The organism is uncultured Methylibium sp., assembly GCF_902826655.1.
Classification (GTDB): Bacteria; Pseudomonadota; Gammaproteobacteria; order Burkholderiales; family Burkholderiaceae_C; genus Methylibium.
This window is the reverse complement of sequence record NZ_CADEFR010000071.1, coordinates 1-15,064: the sequence shown is the minus strand read 5'-3', so window position 1 is coordinate 15,064 and position 15,064 is coordinate 1. Positions and strand designations below refer to the sequence as shown.

16 protein-coding genes are annotated in these 15,064 nt (G+C 68.9%); 6 read left to right on the top strand and 10 right to left on the bottom strand.

Annotation, left to right across the window (positions count from 1 at the left end; genetic code table 11):
• Together QZV97_RS18295 and QZV97_RS18290 are read left to right on the top strand one after the other, a co-directional pair.
• The coding region (locus tag QZV97_RS18295) for a hypothetical protein (protein WP_366558916.1) at positions 1-412 on the top strand (412 nt) is incomplete at its 5' end.
• On the top strand, positions 409-732 hold the full coding sequence (locus QZV97_RS18290) for a hypothetical protein (RefSeq protein WP_295645927.1): 324 nt from the start codon (positions 409-411) through the stop codon (positions 730-732). The genes QZV97_RS18295 and QZV97_RS18290, both read left to right, overlap by 4 nt.
• 16 nt (positions 733-748) lie before the next feature.
• Here QZV97_RS18290 and QZV97_RS18285 read toward each other — a convergent pair whose 3' ends face one another.
• The 4 genes from QZV97_RS18285 to QZV97_RS18270 form a co-directional block, all read right to left on the bottom strand.
• Positions 749-3,253, bottom strand: a complete 2,505-nt coding sequence (locus QZV97_RS18285) for a DNA repair protein (RefSeq protein ID WP_295645923.1) — start codon at positions 3,251-3,253, stop codon at positions 749-751.
• A 14-nt stretch (positions 3,254-3,267) separates the two neighbouring features.
• Positions 3,268-4,620, bottom strand: a complete 1,353-nt coding sequence (locus QZV97_RS18280) for a metallophosphatase family protein (protein WP_295645920.1) — start codon at positions 4,618-4,620, stop codon at positions 3,268-3,270.
• A complete protein-coding gene (locus tag QZV97_RS18275; RefSeq protein WP_295645917.1) occupies positions 4,617-5,885 on the bottom strand; it encodes a hypothetical protein in 1,269 nt (422 codons plus the stop codon). Before QZV97_RS18275 ends, QZV97_RS18280 begins: the two co-directional genes overlap by 4 nt.
• 85 nt (positions 5,886-5,970) lie before the next feature.
• Positions 5,971-7,179, bottom strand: coding sequence for a DUF1173 family protein (locus tag QZV97_RS18270; protein WP_295645914.1), 1,209 nt, complete (start codon positions 7,177-7,179; stop codon positions 5,971-5,973).
• A 339-nt stretch (positions 7,180-7,518) separates the two neighbouring features.
• On the opposite strand from QZV97_RS18270, the gene QZV97_RS18265 reads away from it, so the two are divergent.
• The 4 genes from QZV97_RS18265 to QZV97_RS18250 all read left to right on the top strand — a co-directional run bounded on the left by QZV97_RS18265 (position 7,519) and on the right by QZV97_RS18250 (position 9,322).
• Complete coding sequence (locus tag QZV97_RS18265) at positions 7,519-7,698, top strand: hypothetical protein (RefSeq protein WP_295645911.1); 180 nt, start codon at positions 7,519-7,521, stop codon at positions 7,696-7,698.
• A gap of 51 nt (positions 7,699-7,749) precedes the next feature.
• Positions 7,750-8,097, top strand: a complete 348-nt coding sequence (locus QZV97_RS18260; RefSeq protein WP_295645908.1) for a hypothetical protein — start codon at positions 7,750-7,752, stop codon at positions 8,095-8,097.
• Between the two features lie 65 nt (positions 8,098-8,162).
• Complete coding sequence (locus tag QZV97_RS18255) at positions 8,163-8,705, top strand: DUF1772 domain-containing protein (protein WP_295645905.1); 543 nt, start codon at positions 8,163-8,165, stop codon at positions 8,703-8,705.
• Positions 8,702-9,322: a LysE family translocator gene (locus QZV97_RS18250; protein ID WP_295645903.1), complete on the top strand. Its 621-nt coding sequence runs from the start codon at positions 8,702-8,704 to the stop codon at positions 9,320-9,322. The genes QZV97_RS18255 and QZV97_RS18250 overlap by 4 nt, the downstream gene beginning before the upstream one ends.
• Positions 9,323-9,547: 225 nt before the next feature.
• On the opposite strand, the gene QZV97_RS18245 is transcribed toward QZV97_RS18250, so the two are convergent.
• The 6 genes from QZV97_RS18245 to QZV97_RS18220 all read right to left on the bottom strand — a co-directional run.
• Entirely contained in the window at positions 9,548-10,273 is a 726-nt protein-coding gene (locus QZV97_RS18245) for an LrgB family protein (RefSeq protein WP_295645900.1), read from the bottom strand.
• Between the two features lie 3 nt (positions 10,274-10,276).
• Positions 10,277-10,627: a CidA/LrgA family protein gene (locus tag QZV97_RS18240; RefSeq protein ID WP_295645897.1), complete on the bottom strand. Its 351-nt coding sequence runs from the start codon at positions 10,625-10,627 to the stop codon at positions 10,277-10,279.
• Positions 10,628-10,662: 35 nt separating this feature from the next.
• Entirely contained in the window at positions 10,663-11,310 is a 648-nt protein-coding gene (locus tag QZV97_RS18235) for an LUD domain-containing protein (RefSeq protein WP_295645894.1), read from the bottom strand.
• Positions 11,307-12,722, bottom strand: a complete 1,416-nt coding sequence (locus QZV97_RS18230) for a LutB/LldF family L-lactate oxidation iron-sulfur protein (RefSeq protein ID WP_295645891.1) — start codon at positions 12,720-12,722, stop codon at positions 11,307-11,309. The genes QZV97_RS18235 and QZV97_RS18230 overlap by 4 nt, the downstream gene beginning before the upstream one ends.
• A gap of 8 nt (positions 12,723-12,730) precedes the next feature.
• Positions 12,731-13,519, bottom strand: coding sequence for a (Fe-S)-binding protein (locus QZV97_RS18225; protein ID WP_295645888.1), 789 nt, complete (start codon positions 13,517-13,519; stop codon positions 12,731-12,733).
• A 27-nt stretch (positions 13,520-13,546) separates the two neighbouring features.
• A partial coding sequence (locus QZV97_RS18220) for an L-lactate permease (RefSeq protein WP_295645885.1) occupies positions 13,547-15,064 on the bottom strand: 1,518 nt, incomplete at its 5' end.

Genomic DNA, 15,064 nt, shown 5'->3' with positions numbered 1-15,064 from the left:
TCGGCCGCCTGCGCTGGTACCGCTGCCGCGATTGCGGCATCGACTTCAACCGGCGCGCGAAGGCGCCGCCGAGCCCGTCCCCTCAGCCGGCCGGGAGGGCGTCATGAGCGAGCCTGTCCTGACCCGTCTGCGCGAACTCGCGGAGCCCCTCGTCGCGCTGTCGACCGCGCACCTTTCACCGGCCACGCGCCATCTTCTGCAGGAGGACCAGTTGTCCGTGAATGCCTATCCCACGCTGACCGGCGGCTTTGTGTACGTGGGCGCGCCGCGCTACGACACACCGCTGGAAGCCGACCTCGCCCACCTGTTCGAGCTGGCCGAGAGCGCCGGGATCATCTGGCTCAAGTTCGACGTGCATGGCACTGAGGTCGAAGGCATCGAACGATTCGAAGAACCAGGAGCAGAGACATGAGCCGGCACCACCTGCGCACGGCCCGCGGTGCAGGCCCTGTACTCGTCGTGATGGGCTATGACCGGCCGTTGCACGAGTTCTTCCTGCAACTCTGGGACGACGGCTCGGAGGCTGAAGCCGACGAGCCGGCCTACAGCAGCCTGGATGAACCGGCGGCAGACTGGCGCGACATCGTCACGGTGGTTCGGCGACTCGAAGAACTCGACGTCGCAGTGCCGCGCTCGATGATCGATGCCGTCGTCGCCGACAGCATCCGACGCGCCGGCAACCGGATCGTCGAGCACGCGCTCGACGGGCGAGTGACGGAACTGTCGGCCTGACGCCGGCGGCGACCGATCAGGAGGGGAAGCCAGCCCGCGATGGGTCTGGCTTCCCTTCGCTGCCCGCGACACCCGCTGCCACGCCGTCGTGCAAAGCCCGCTCGGATGCGATCACCATCTCGTCGAGGTCGATCACCGCATCCGCCATCGCCGTCAGTTCGGGCGTCTGCGACACGAAGTACTCGCGCTCATACCCGCCCAGCTTGAGGACCTCGCGCTTCATCGCCATGAACATGCGCTTGCGGTCGGCGTCCAGTGCGCCATCGGCCTCGTCGCAGAACAGGGTCATGCAGCGCCGGCCCGACTGCTGCGCGAGGTACAGCGCCACAGCGCGCGTCAAGCATTCGTTGATCCACACCCGTTCGCCGCCGCTCATGAAGGCGACGCTCTTGACATCGCCCGACTCGCTGTCGTTCACCTCGATGTCGAAGCCTTCGCGCGCTTCTCCCTTCGCCGTTTCCACCTGCGTGCGTATCGCCACCGTGAAGCGCGCGCCGTAGCAGGCCAGCAGCAGGTCGTTGGCCAGACCCGACAGCGCGGGGCCTGCATCCTCGATCGCCAGCGCAATGAGCCCGTCGTGGCTCATGCAGCGCGCGAACAGCAGCCAGTCGGCCAGGCGGTGCTGCACGCGGTCCATGTGGGCGCCGAGCGCAGAACGTCGTGCCTCGCAGCGGGAACGATCGGCTTCAGCGGCCCGGCGCTTGTGCACGTCGGCCAGCGCTGCGGCATGGGCACGCTCTGCTTCCTCGAGGCGGCGCTGGGCCGCGGTGACGTTCGCCGCTGCTTCTGCCATCCGCTGCGTGTCGAATCGGGGTGGCAAGGCCGCCAGCATTTGCTCGATGGCGATGCGGTCCGCGCGATGCGCCTCGCACCGGAGGCGCCGCTGCTGGACGGATTCTTCCCGTCCGGCGGCGATGGCCTGCCGCTCGGCGCGCTCATCGTCCGATTCGCCGCTCGACTCGGTCAGCTGCAGGGCCCGCACTTCCTCCAGCAGCGCCGCGTGTTCCTCCTGGGCGCGCTGCAGATCGGGCTTGCGCCCGGCCAATGCACCAAGGGTGGTCTCTCTGCTGGCGGCTGCAGCGGCACGGCGCTCGGTTTCCCGGAGCGCGTCCGTGGCCATCTGCCACTGCGCCGCCTGCCGCTCGAGCGGCTCGATCTCGCGCAGCAGCTGTGCCCGTTCTTCCGCATGTCGGTCGATCTCGCCACGCGCCGATGGCATCAAGCTGGCGGCCTCGCGTGCGTCGCCCAGCAGTTGGCAGCGTCCTTGGAGCGGCAGGCCACTGCAGGGCACCGATCCGGTGAGCCCAAAGCGGCGATCGAGTTCCTGCGCTCGCAGCACGGCCTTGCCGGCTGCTTGTTCAACGGCACAGAGCCGCTGCTTTGCGTGGCTGAGTGCATCGCGTGCCCGTCCCGTCTGTTCGACCACCGCACGCGCTTGCGCGAGGCGCGCCTGCCATGCAACGGCGACGCGCCCAGCGAGCGGCAGTCGGCGCTCCGCGCGGGCGACATGCCCCGTATCCGCCACAAGCGAGGCACAGCGGCGCAGCCGGGCCTCCGCTGCCTCGCGACGTGTCCTGGCGCCTGCCATGCGCTGGGCGACACGCCGGTTCAGCCGTTCGGTGCGCTCGCGCAAGTCATCCTTTTGCCGCTGCCATTCGGCCTCAGATCGCTGCAGGTTCGCCGCAGCAAGGCGAAGGCGGTCTTCGAGCCGCGCGCGCTGGTCACCGGTGGCGGCTGAATGAGACTGCTCGGCCAGCAGGCGTGCATGGGCCAACCGGGCCGTATCGCAGCCGCTGCGAGCCGCGTCGCAGGCCTTCGTCGCCGTGGCGACGGCTTGGTCGGCGCCGTGCAGTCTGGTGAGGTCGGCCTTCACCCTCGCCTCTTCGACCGCAAGTTCGGACTGCCGCATCCGCAGCGCGCTCAAGCCCGCCTTCAATCCGCGAACGACCTCCTGCGCCCGGCTGCCGAGTTGTCCAATCTCGTCCAGACCAAGCAGGTCGGCCAGCAGGCCCTTGATCTCGGCGTTGCGGTACTGGCTGAGGTGACGCCGCCCCTGCGCGGCGAACACCGAAGTGAAGAAGGTCTCCGCGCTGCCGCAGATCGACTCCACACAACGGGTGTAGCTGTCGCAGCGGCCGTCCGACACGGTGCCGTCGGCGATCACGGCCGGCCGCCAGGCCCCGCCATCCCAGGCGAACAGGTAGGCCTCGGTCCTTCGCCGGCCGCCGGACCGGATCACCAGCTGCGAGCGGTACCGCCGCCCGGCCATCTCCCACACCAGTGTCTTTTCGCTCTCCGGCAGCACGACGTGCTCGTAGTACGAGAAACCGCCAGGCGTACCCGTCGACGCCCGTGACGGCATCAGCAGGTAGGGGTGCAGATTGTCCATCACGGTGGTCTTGCCGCGACCGTTGGCGCCGGCGATGGCCACGAGCGCGGCGCCTGGAGCGAGGTGCTCGAAGTCCAGTTCCAGGGTGTCCCGCCCCATGCCGTCGCGGATGCCGCGAAAGCCCTTGAGCATCAGTGAATGGACTCTCATGCGTGTGCTCCTCCTGAAACTTCGAGGCAGTCTTCCGCGAGTTCCACCTCCTTCAAGCCACTCGACGCTTCGCCGCCGGGCCCCTGTGCATCGACCGCTGCCGCCACATCCGGCTCAGCCAGCGCATCGCCCACGATCCGCTGCGTCTCATCCGCGGCAAGCTCATCGAGACACGACCACAGCGGCTCGGGTCGCGCCCCGACCACGCCGGCCCAGGCAGCCACCTTGTCCCGCATCGCGCCGGCCTGGCCTATGCCGCCGGAGCGCACACGCACCACCGGCAGCACGCGCCCCTCCAACTGCACGCCCGCGGCGCCGGCCAGCAGTTCACGCAGCGCGGCGCGGTCGACGTCGTTGCGCTCTTCTTCGGGAACGCTCCAGCGCAGGCGCACCCAGGCGCCTTCGACCGGCTGCGCCACCAGCGCGGCGCGCAGCGCGCCGAGGTCGGGCTTGCCGTCGAAGCTGATGTCGACGGTGCGGCGCGCTGGCGTCGCTTCCAGGTGGCATGTGGCGGAGTCTGGCCCGACGCGCCAGAGCAGGAAGCCCTTGTCGCCGGCCTCGCCGTGGTGAAACCTGCCGATCGACCCGGCGTAGGCGATGCAGCGCCGTCCGCCGCTGGTGTCGCGTTCCCAGCATTGGTGGCGGTGGATGTGGCCCAGCAGCACCGCCTGCGCACCCGCATCGAACAGGCTGCCGGTGGTGAACTCGTGGTCGAAGCCGGCCATCGGCACGCCGTGCTCGGTGGTGCAGCCGAACACCGTGCCGTGAGACAACAGCAAGGTCGGTAGGCCAAGCTGGCGCGCCATGGCGTGGCTCGGCGCCAGACCGCGCAGCAGTGCCGAGACATGCTCGCCGGTCGCGCCGGCAGCATCGGCGGCCCCGAGGGCCGCAGCGATCGCCGCGCGATTCACCGAAGGTAAACACGAGAAGAGCGCAACCAGACCCTCCGGCAGCGCGTCGAAGTACCAACCCGGTGACACGACCCAGTCGCCCGCTGCCGTCAAGCCCACCTGCCCGATCCGGTCGGCCACATGCACGGCATGGCGCCCGCCCAGTTCCCTGAACACCGACAGCGTGCCCGGTGGTTCGTGCGACCACGTGCCTTGAAGCATCATCACGGGGCAGTGGTCCGCCAGCCTTCGAACGCGAGACACGAGCGCCGCCGCCGACGGTGAATGCAGGTCGAGTGCGTGGTCGGTGCTGTCGCCGGAGATCACCGCCGCATCGACGCCGGCGTCAACAGCGCGCTTGATCGCCGCGCCGAAGCAGCGATCGGCCTCGGCCAAGTTGCGTGGCCCGAAGTGCAGGTCGGAGAAGTGCGCCACCCGCAGCGCCCGGCGCGGAGTCATGACGCCTCCCGCAGAGCAATGGCGACCTTGTCGGCGTAGCCAGGCACGTCGTTGCGGTGGCGGTCCAGTTCGTCCCAGGCCCGCCGCCGGCCCTGCGGATTGAGCTTCCAGCCCGGCCCCCAGCGCCGCGCCGCGTAGGCCTCGAAGTCGGCCGCGGCGACACCATGCGTGGTTGCCATGGCGAGCACCTTTTCCAGCGTCGGCTCGCCGCGAGCCCGGGCCACCTCGGCATCCGCGACCTCGGTGGCCGCCGTGACAGGCGCGGTGGACTCGCCTTCAAGCACGCCGCAGGCCGCATGGGCCTGCACGAGCACAGCCTCGTCGTCCTCGCGGTCACGCAGCAGCGCGCTCACATCCACCGGCGCCTCGAGGTCAATGATCCACTGCGGCACCCGCACCGCCCGGCCCTGTTCATCGATGTGGCTGATCTCCATCAGGCGCTTGGACAGGAAGAACGGCGTGCGCTGCCGATCCAGAAAACCCGAGATGCGGCCACCGCGCAGGAAGGCCACGGTCTCGAACTTCTGGATCGCCGCGTTCATCGCGTAGAAGCTGGTGGTGTGCAGTTCGAACGCGCTCAGCGAGCGGATGCCCGGCACGAAGAACAGGAAGCGGCCCGTCAGGTTGCATTCGCGCTGCTGGTACTCGCGGCAGGCCTCGGGTTCGCAGACGCCGCCGTTGGCCTCGCGCATCACCGTCTTGCGCCCGCCGAACAGGCGCACCGCCCGGCGCCCCTGCGAGTCCACCGGCACGGGTGCGTGGCACATGCAGTGGCGCACGCGTCCATCGGGCGCGTACTCCGACCAGTAGCGCTTGTCGTGCGTGCCCCACGCCGCCAGTTCATGTGGCATCACCGTCTGCCAGTGGTCCGACGGGAACACCACCGGGAAGCGGTACAGATGCTGCCCCTCGCCACGATCCTCGCCGTAGGCGTCGATCAGCTCGCACGCCAGCGCCGGGTTGCCGAAGTCCTGCGCGCGCACGGTGAACCAGGGCACGTTGCGCGGCACCAGCGGGTTCTTCAATTGAGGCAATGCTTCGGCGAGCGCCTGTTCGATGCGGTCGAACGAGTGGCCGTCGCGCAGGCCGCGCTCGTAGATCTCGCAGGCGCGCGGTTCGCCCGCGGCGCGCTTGGTCAGCACCTTGATGCCGGCGCGGATCTTCCCGGCGGTGGGGATGCGTGCGGGCGCCTGTCCGAGCAAGGTGGTCGGGGTCGAGGCGCCGCCGTGCAAGGTGACGGTGGGCAGTGCGGATGCGGCGGTCATGGCGGCGCTCCTTGGCGAGGCGTGCACCGGGACATCCCGGCAAACCCATGCTCTCCCGGGAACGCGCCGCTTCAAGTGCGCATGTTCAGGTGCGCCGCGGCACCGCCGGCGGCAGGGCCGGCATCGGCTCGTCGGTGGACCACACCCAGCCACTGCCCACTGCGCGCAGCGTGGCAGCCTTGGCCTCGCGCTCGCGCGGGGTCATGAAGGGGCTGCAGACATGCAGCGGCAGCGGCACGGCGCCCGTGTCCAGCAGCAGCGCATTGGCGAATGTGGCCGCGCAGCGCGCGTCGTAACGCAGTGGCTTGACGAAGTGCCGCTCCGTGTCGACGAGGGCCTGCAAGAGCGGCAACTCATGCACGCCCTCCACTGGAATCCACTGCTCGCTGGCCAGCAACAGAGTTGCCGTGTCGATCTCGTAGGTGTGCTCGCGCCGCGCGCGGATCAAGGCCGTGATTACCGCCCGCACACGCTGGCCATGGTCCGCGTCCCGGGCTTCGAGCACCGCCGCATAGGTCTTCACGATCCGCTCCCAGATCTTCGACGACGCCAGCAGCGGCGCGTCAGGCATGTGCTTCAGCCAGATGCGGTAGCCGCCCGTGCACGTCTCCGCCGCCTTGAACTCGCCCACCACCACCGCCATCGGTGCCACGCCATCGTGCGGTCGCAACACCCCCAGGCGTTCGCGACGGCGTTGCGCTGCCTGCGCCAGCGTTGCTTCGTTGAATTGCTCGGGTACGTACAGACGCTCGGCCAGCACGACCCCCTTCGCCATCACCTGCTCGGCGGCACGCAGCAGGTACTTGTGCAGCACACCCTGCGACCGCTTGCCGGCCATCGCCGGAGACCAGCGGTTGAAGCCCGCGCGCTCGAACAAGAAGTGCGTCAATGCGCGGAGACTCATGCGCCGCCGCGGCGCCTCGATCTCGCCCGGGTCATCGTCGGCCCGCCCTCCCGGCGCACGACCGCCGGCCTGGCGGCTCCACGCGAAGTCGACCCGCAGTTCCACCGCCCCTTCGGACTCGAGCACCGCGTCTCCCACCAGTTCGCCCAGACCCGACTGCTGTGGCGACGGCTCGAACGACGGACAGGCCGGATGGTGCCGGCTGCCGGTGTCCGGCATGCGCTTGGCCAAGTAGCGGCGATGGAAGGCGACGTACATCTCGACGCCGCCCGGTACGCACAGGCAGCGCGGACGTTCGGGTGTGTCGTAGACGGCGGCCAACGCTTCCCGTAGCGTGGGGTCGTCCGGTTCCAGGATACGGCCGCGGATCGAGAGGCGCTGTGTGTCCATGAGGCCCGATCTTTCGGGCCCGCGCACCCTGCGCACCAGCCCGAAACTTGACGCGATCCGGGGGCAATCGCGATCAACTGGCTCAGTAGGGCGAAGCGTATTGTTTGGCGACGGATGCCGATGCGCGCCGCGCGCGCGAGGCTTTTCGCGGTTCAAGATGTGCCCAGAGCAGCCTTGCGACGGACGCTCGCGCTCGAGCGGCGATCAGTTGTCGCGAGGCCTTCGCGTGTGAAAATCGAGGCCGTGCCTTCGTGGGTCGTCGGATGACGATTTCGAGCCTCGACAACTCGTTCTCCCAGGATGGACGCTGGGGCGCTGCTGAGCCTCAACGATCACCCGATGCCCACACCACTGCAGTCCTTCCTGTCCACCGCCCTGGGTCCGTTGCCGGAGCCTGCGCAGGCCATGCTTGGGTCGTCGCGCCCGATGTCGGCCGGCGCCGGCGAACCCCTGCTGCGCGCGGGCGACCGCTGGTCCTCGCTCTTCTGGGTCGAGACCGGCGAGTTGCGTTTCCACTAACTCGACCGCGAGGGAAAGTCGACGAACAAAAACTTCTACCTCGACGGCGCGATGTTCTGGCCGCTGACCCCCAGACTGTCCGGCCAGCCGGTGGACTTCTGGATCGAGACGATCACACCCTCGCGCCTCTGGGTGCTGCCCTGGCCGGACTGGCAAGTGGCCTGTGCGGACTGGCCGGAGTGGCAGGCGCTGGAACGCCGCGTGCTGGCCGGGCTGCTCGACGACAAGATGCGCCGTGAGCAGCAGTTCCTGCAGTACACCGCCACGCAGCGCTACGAGGACCTGTGCGCCCGCCGGCCCGAATGGCTGGCGCGCATCCCCTTGCGGCACCTGGCCTCGTACCTGGGCATCACCGACGTGGCGCTGTCGCGTATCCGGCGCCGCCTGAACCCGGGTTAAGGCGCGTGGCGGTGGCCGCCGCCACACTGGCGGCGTGTCATCGACAGGAGCCTCGCATGCGGGCCATGAGTCACACCGTTTCCTGGGCTGCGCTGGTGATGGCCATCTTCGGCCTGGGCATCATGGCTGGCTTCTTCGGCACCTACACGGGCAATGTCAACCTGGCCACGCGGGAACTGGACGGGCCGACCTACGCGCTCGTGCAGTCGGCCTTCAACCGCAACGTGCGCCATGCCCTGTTCTTCGGCTTCTTCTTCGGGCCGCCGCTGTGCTGCGCCTTGGCCCTCACGAATGCTTGGCGCGAGCGTCCGGGCTGGTGGTGGCTCGCGGCGTGCATCGGGCTGGGCTACACGCTCGGCATCGTGTTCTTCACGCAGCAGGTGAACCTGCCGCTGAACCAGCGCACCGAGTCGTGGACGCCAGCCACCGTACCGGCGGACTGGGCGGCCACGCGTGACGCCTGGAACGCCGCCAACGCTTGGCGCGCGGGCTGGAGCGCACTGCTGTTTGCGCTCGGCCTGGCGGCGCTGGCCTGGCGCGCCGCCGGAGCACATGAAACGCACGATCGGCGCATGCCGAACGCGCCCGTGCCGGGAGCTTCACGATGATCAGCCTCGAATTCCTGCTTGCCTCGCTGGTGGTGGTGCTGGTGCCCGGCACCGGCGTGATCTACACGGTCTCGACCGGGCGGCTGCGCGGCCGGCGCGCGAGTGTCTTTGCCAGCCTGGGCTGTGCGCTGGGCATCCTGCCGCATCTGGCGGCCACCGTCCTCGGCCTGGCGGCGGTGTTGCACGCCAGTGCGCTGGCCTTCCAGCTGCTGAAGTTCGCCGGCGCGCTGTACCTGCTCTACATGGCCGTGGTGACCTGGCGCGACCGCTCGGCGTTCGCCGTCAACGCCGACTTGGGCGGCAGCAGCACGACCGAAGGCGCGCACGTGCTGCAGGCCTTCCTGCTCAACATCCTGAACCCGAAGCTGACGATCTTCTTCCTGGCTTACCTGCCGCAGTTCGTCGACCCGGCCCGCGGTGAGCCGCTGTGGCAGATGCTGGCGCTGGGCGCGGTGTTCATGGCCATGACCTTCGGTGTATTCGTCGTCTACGGGCTGGCCGCGCACGGGTTCCGGCGCCATGTGATCGGGTCGCTTCGGCTGCAGCAGGGTCTGCGCGTCGGTTTCTCGGCGGCGTTCGCCGCACTCGGCACGCGGCTGGCGCTGAGCGATCGCTGACAAGTCATGTCAAGCGCAGGCGCCGACGAGCGCCAAGCACTGGAGCCAGTGTGCCGCTACATCACCCGCCCAGCGCTGGCCAACGAGGGGATGCAATGCAACTCCGCTGGCCAGGGATGCTGAAGGCTGAAGACACTCTGGCGCGACGGCACGACGCACCTGGTGATGTCATCGCTGGACTCGGAACCGCGGCCGCGAACCCGAATCGCTTCTGACGCAGCGCCTTCAGAAGAGGCGGAACATCAGCGGCATCAACAGCGCCGCAAGCACCACCTGCATGCCGAGCGCGAGCCCGGCATAGGCACCGGCATCGGCATCGACGTGCAGCGCGCGGGCAGCGCCGATGCCGTGTGCCGCAGTGCCGAGCGAGAAGCCACGGGCCGCATAGCCGGCGGCGTCGTTGGCGATGCGCAGTGCGTCGAAAAGGTACTTGCCCGAGAGCGCGCCGATCATGCCCGTGAGCACCGCAAACACGGCCGACAGCGCCGGAATCCCGCCGATCTTCTCGGCAATGCCCATCGCCACCGGCGCCGTCACCGACTTGGGTGCGAGTGACAGCACCACGTCATGCGGCAGGCCCACGGCCCAACCCAGCGCCACGGCCGAACCGGCTGCGGCCGCGCCGCCGAGTAGCGCCGCGAGCACCAGCCGCCCAAATCGCGCACGCAGTTCGGCGCGCCGCTGCCAGAGCGGCCAAGCCAGTGCGACCACCGCCGGCCCGAGCAAGAAGTGGATGAACTGCGCGCCGGCGAAGTAGCTCGGATAGTCCACGCCGCTGGCCAGCAACCCGCCCGCCAGCGTGACCACCGACCACAGCACCGGATTGGCCCAGGGCGCGCTGCCCAGCCTCGCGTAGGCCGCATTTGCCAGCAGGTACACGACCAGCGTGGCCGTCAGGCCAAACAGCGGTGTGGCGGAGAGATAGACCCAAAGTTCTACGAAGCGAGGCAAGGGCTACCCCTTGCTTGCTGTGCGCTCGGACGCATGCAGCACAAGCACGGTCACGGCCAGTCCGATCCAGGTCGACAGCACGACAACGAACAGCATGCGACCGCCGTACTGGCCGAGCAGCCCAAGGTGCGTCATCACGCCCACGCCGACCGGGATGAAAAGCAGCGAGAGATGGGCAAGCAAGAAATTCGCACCTTCGGCCACCGGTTCGCGCACCGCGGAGAAGTGGAGACCTGCGAGCAGCAGCACCAAGCCGACCACCGGACCGGGCAGGGGCAGCGACAAGCCGCGCGAGAGCACTTCGCCGATCGACTGGAACACCAGCAACCAGGCCATGCCGCGCAAGCCGTTCATACCTTCTTCGCTTGGGGCGGCTCGTCCGGGTGGTGTCAGTCGTCTGCGATGACGACGTGCATGTACCGCGGCCCGTGTGCCCCCAGCACCAGGCTGCCTTCGATGTCGGTGGTGCCGCTGGCCCCGGTGATCAGGTTCACATTGCGCGGCATCGGCTGGCCCGCAGCCGCCGCTGCATAGTCCTCCAGATAGGCCAGGATGTCGGCAGCGCGCACCGCAACGATGTGATGCAGCGGCAGAAAGTTTGCCAGCACGGGGGAGTCTGCGCCGGAATGAAACACCAGCGATCCGGTCTCCGCGATGCCCCACTTCGCCATGCCCACCGCAGCGGTTTCGTCGGGCGCGACGCGGGCATGAACCTCGAAGGCCGACCAGTCGAGCGCGCGCAGCAGCGCGTGCGGCTGCAGCGCGACCACGGCCGGCAGCCCGCGATGCTCCAGGTACGCGGCCACCGCGGCAGGCACCGCAGCCAGCGACGCGACCTGTTCTGCCGAAGCAGCAACCTTCGGCGAAGTGACCCGCGCGATAAAGGCGTCCACCAGCGCTGGGGCGAGCAGCGCGGGGCGCGTCGACGGCAGGTCCGCCAGCAGCGCCGCGGCGGCGCCCTGCACGGTGACCGGATCGATGCTGCGCCGCCCGAGCGCAGCGCGCACGCGGCCCAGGATGTCGTCGCGCGCCGTCACTTGCGCCTCCCCTCGCCGCTGGCGTAGCGGGCCATGAAGGTGCGGCCCTCGGGCGCCGGAAAGTCGCGGTGCTCTGCCCACGGGCCCAGCCCGGGCATGCTGCGGATCCAGCCCCCACGGCTGAACAGTCGCAGTACACGAACAGCCACCGCCGTTTGCAGCCTGTAGAGCCACGGTCGCGAGGCCACGAAGGCGAAGACACCCATCCCGAAGCGCATCGCCGCCGGTTCCAGCCCTTCGCGCCAAGAGCGGTCGCGCCAGCCGCGCAGCAGCGTCGGCAGCGGAATGTCGACCGGACAGACCTCCTGGCACTTGCCGTTGAGCGTGCACGCATGCGGCAGGTCGCGGGACTTCTCCAGACCGTCGAAGACCGGCGTGAGCACAGCCCCCATCGGCCCGGGATAGGTGCCGCCATAGGCATGCCCGCCCATCTGCCGGAACACGACGCAGTGGTTCATGCAGGCGCCGCAGCGCAGGCAGCGCAGCATGTCGCGCAAACCAGCCTCGGCGAGCATCTTCGTGCGGCCGTTGTCCACCAGCACGATGTGGAACTCCTCGGGGCCGTCCAGGTCGCCGGGCTTCTTCGGCCCGCAATGGAAGGTGGTGTACTGCGTGACATCCGCTCCCGTGGCCGAGCGAACCAGCAAACGCAGCAGCGCAAACGCGTGCGGCAGGCTCGGCACCAGCTTCTCGATGCCGGCGGTGACGATGTGCACCCGCGGCGGCGAGGTCGTCAGCTCGGCGTTGCCCTCGTTGGTGACGGTGCAGGTGGCACCGGTGTCGGCGATCAGGAAGTTGGCACCAGAGATTGACACGTCGGCGCTCAGGAACTTGTCGCGCAGCTCGCGCCGCGCGCTGTCGACCATCGCCTCGATCGTCTCCTCGCGGTGCGGGACGCGGTGAGATTGCTTGAACATCTCCGACACCTGCTCGCGCGTGCGATGCATCGACGGCCAGACGATGTGCGACGGCCGGTCGCCGCCAAGCTGCACGATGTGCTCGGCCAGGTCGGTTTCGACACGCTCGATGCCGGCTGCGTCCAGCGCATGCGGCAGGCCGATCTCCTCGCCGAGCATCGACTTCACCCGGGTCACGCGCTTGGCCTGCGCCTTGCGGCACAGGTCGACGACGATGCGCGAGGCCTCGTCGGCCGTCGACGCCCAGTGCACCTGGGCGCCGGAGGCGATGGCGTTGCGTTCGAATTCGAGCAGGTAGTGGTCGAAGTGCTCGATGACGTGGTCCTTGATCCGCTTGCCGCGTTCGCGCGCGGCATCGAACTGCGGAAAGGCCGCCAACGCGGCGCTGCGCTTGCGCTCGGCCGTGCCGGTGGTGCGGTCGATGGCGAGCTTGAGCTTCGGATCGCTCAGCGCGACGTCCGCACGCGCGCGGAAGGACAGGATGGAGGTGTGCATCGTCTCGCTCATTCCTTCTCGCCGATCGCAGGCGCATCGGCCATACCGGCCAGCACCTCGGCGGCGTGGTAGACGCGCACCGGCGAACCGTTGCGCTGCAGCTTGCCGGCCATGTTCACGAGGCAGCCCAGGTCGCCGCCGAGCAGCAGGCGGGCGCCGCTGCGCTCGATCGCGGCGGCCTTCTCCGACACCACGGCATTGGAGATCGCCGGGTACTTGACGCAGAACGTGCCGCCGAAGCCGCAGCACACATCGTTGCCTTCGAGGGGTTTCATCTCCAGGCCGCCGACATTGCCGAGCAGCGCGCGCGGCTGTTCGTAGACACCCAGTTCACGCAGGCCGGAGCAGCTGTCGTGGTAGGTGGCGGTGGTCGCGAGTGTCACGCCGCTCGGCTTGAAGTGCATGACATCGGCGAGAAAGCTCATCAACTCGAACGTGCGCTCACCGAGCCGGCGCGCGCGCTCGGCCCAGGCCGCATCGTCGGCCAGCGCCTCGGGGTAATGTGCGCGTGTCATGCCGACGCAGGAGCCCGAAGGCGCGACCACGTAGTCGTAGGGCTCGAAGATCTCGATGAAGCGGCGCGCCAGCTTGGCCGCATCGCGGGTGTCACCACTGTTGAAGGCCGGCTGCCCGCAGCAGGTCTGCTGCGCCGGCACCTCGACCTGGCAGCCGGCGTCTTGCAGCAGCTTGAGTGTCGCGAAGCCGACGCTGGGGCGGATCGCGTCGGCCAGGCAGGTGACGAAGAGCGCCACCCGGGGGGGCGTCGACGGCTTGAGCGGACCGCGGGAATCAGCCATGGGAATTCTTTCGGTTCGGGCAGCGCATCACGGCAGTTTCACACCGAGCAGCGGATCGCCCCAATTCACCACATGCATCGCCACCATGGCCAGCGCTCCGACGAGCGCAACATAGTAGATCGTCGGGATGATCGTGCGGCGCAGGATCTGGCCCTCGCGCCCCATCACGCCGACCGTCGCCGAGGCGGCCACCACGTTGTGGATCGCGATCATGTTGCCCGCTGCCGCGCCGATGGATTGCGCCGCGACCATCGTCGCCCCGCTCACGCCGAGGGCTTGAGCCACGCTGTACTGGTACTGGCTGAGCATCAGGTTCGAGACGGTGTTGGAGCCGGCCAGGAAGGCGCCGAGCGCACCCACCGTCGGCGCGAACACCGGATAGACGTCACCTACCGATGCAGCAACCCAGCGGGCCATCGAGATCGGCATGCTGGCGAGCTCGTTGGCGTTGACGCCCGACTGGATCATGATGCGCACCATCGGCACGGTGAACAGCAGCACGAAGCCGGCACCGAGCAGGGTGCCGCCGGACTCGCGCGTGGCCTTCACGAAGTCGGACATGTGCATGCGGTGCAGCAGGATCGTGAGCAGGCAGACGAAGACCAGAATGCCGCCGGGCAGGTACAGCGGCTGGAAGTTGCCGCTGATGCCGGCCTCGCCGAGGATGTCCTTCACGCCGACACTCACCGACAGCAGCCAGGCCTTGAAGTCAGGCATGGTGCGGCTGAGCACCAGGATCAGCGCCAGCAGCAGGTAGGGCACCCAGGCGAGGACGATCGGGATCTGCTTCGTGGCATGGTCGACCTTCATCTCGATGCTGCCCATCCACTCTTCCGGCCACTCCTTCGGGTCGGCAAAGTCCCAGGTCTTCTTCGGCACGAGAAAGCCGGCGCGCGCGGCCAGCGTCGCCAGCGCCAGGCCCAGCAGACCGCCGAGCAGCGAGGGGAACTCGGGCCCGAGGAAGCGGCCGGCCAGGCCATAGGGGATGGTGAACGCAAACGCCGCGAACAGCGCGAACGGCAGCGCCGGCAGCGCCTCCGACCACGAGCGGTTGCGGCCGAAGAAGCGGGTCATGAAGAACACCAGAAACGCCGGGATCAGCGTGCCGGCGATCGCGTGGCCGAGCGCCACGCGCTCCACGATCAGGTTGAAGAAGTCGGCCCAGGTCTGGCCTTGCGCGGTGAGCACCTGAGTCATCGACTCGCGCTGCAAGCCGCCCTGCACACCGACGAGCAGCGGCGTGCCGACGGCGCCGAAGGACACCGGCGTGGACTGGATGATCATGCCGAACATCACCGCCGACAGCGCCGGAAAGCCCACCGCCACCATCAGCGGCCCGGCCACCGCGGCCGGCGTGCCGAAGCCCGATGCGCCCTCGATGAAGCAGCCGAACAGCCAGGCGATCAGGATCACCTGGATGCGGCGATCCGGGCTGATGCGTGCGAAGCCGCTGCGGATGCTGGCGATGCCGCCCGAGTGCTTGAGCGTGTTGAGCAGCAGCAGCGCGCCGAAGATGATCCACAGCACCTGCACCGTGATGATGAT

Bases quoted from the DNA above. Each gene is read 5' to 3' on its own strand.
- QZV97_RS18290 (WP_295645927.1), top strand. From the start codon at position 409: ATGAGCCGGCACCACCTGCGCACGGCCCGCGGTGCAGGCCCTGTACTC.
- QZV97_RS18260 (WP_295645908.1), top strand. From the start codon at position 7,750: ATGTTCTGGCCGCTGACCCCCAGACTGTCCGGCCAGCCGGTGGACTTC.
- QZV97_RS18240 (WP_295645897.1), bottom strand. From the start codon at position 10,627: ATGAACGGCTTGCGCGGCATGGCCTGGTTGCTGGTGTTCCAGTCGATC.
- QZV97_RS18280 (WP_295645920.1), bottom strand. From the start codon at position 4,620: ATGACTCCGCGCCGGGCGCTGCGGGTGGCGCACTTCTCCGACCTGCAC.
- QZV97_RS18255 (WP_295645905.1), top strand. From the start codon at position 8,163: ATGAGTCACACCGTTTCCTGGGCTGCGCTGGTGATGGCCATCTTCGGC.
- QZV97_RS18230 (WP_295645891.1), bottom strand. From the start codon at position 12,722: ATGCACACCTCCATCCTGTCCTTCCGCGCGCGTGCGGACGTCGCGCTG.
- QZV97_RS18250 (WP_295645903.1), top strand. From the start codon at position 8,702: ATGATCAGCCTCGAATTCCTGCTTGCCTCGCTGGTGGTGGTGCTGGTG.
- QZV97_RS18270 (WP_295645914.1), bottom strand. From the start codon at position 7,179: ATGGACACACAGCGCCTCTCGATCCGCGGCCGTATCCTGGAACCGGAC.
- QZV97_RS18225 (WP_295645888.1), bottom strand. From the start codon at position 13,519: ATGGCTGATTCCCGCGGTCCGCTCAAGCCGTCGACGCCCCCCCGGGTG.
- QZV97_RS18285 (WP_295645923.1), bottom strand. From the start codon at position 3,253: ATGCTCAAGGGCTTTCGCGGCATCCGCGACGGCATGGGGCGGGACACC.
- QZV97_RS18265 (WP_295645911.1), top strand. From the start codon at position 7,519: ATGCCCACACCACTGCAGTCCTTCCTGTCCACCGCCCTGGGTCCGTTG.
- QZV97_RS18275 (WP_295645917.1), bottom strand. From the start codon at position 5,885: ATGACCGCCGCATCCGCACTGCCCACCGTCACCTTGCACGGCGGCGCC.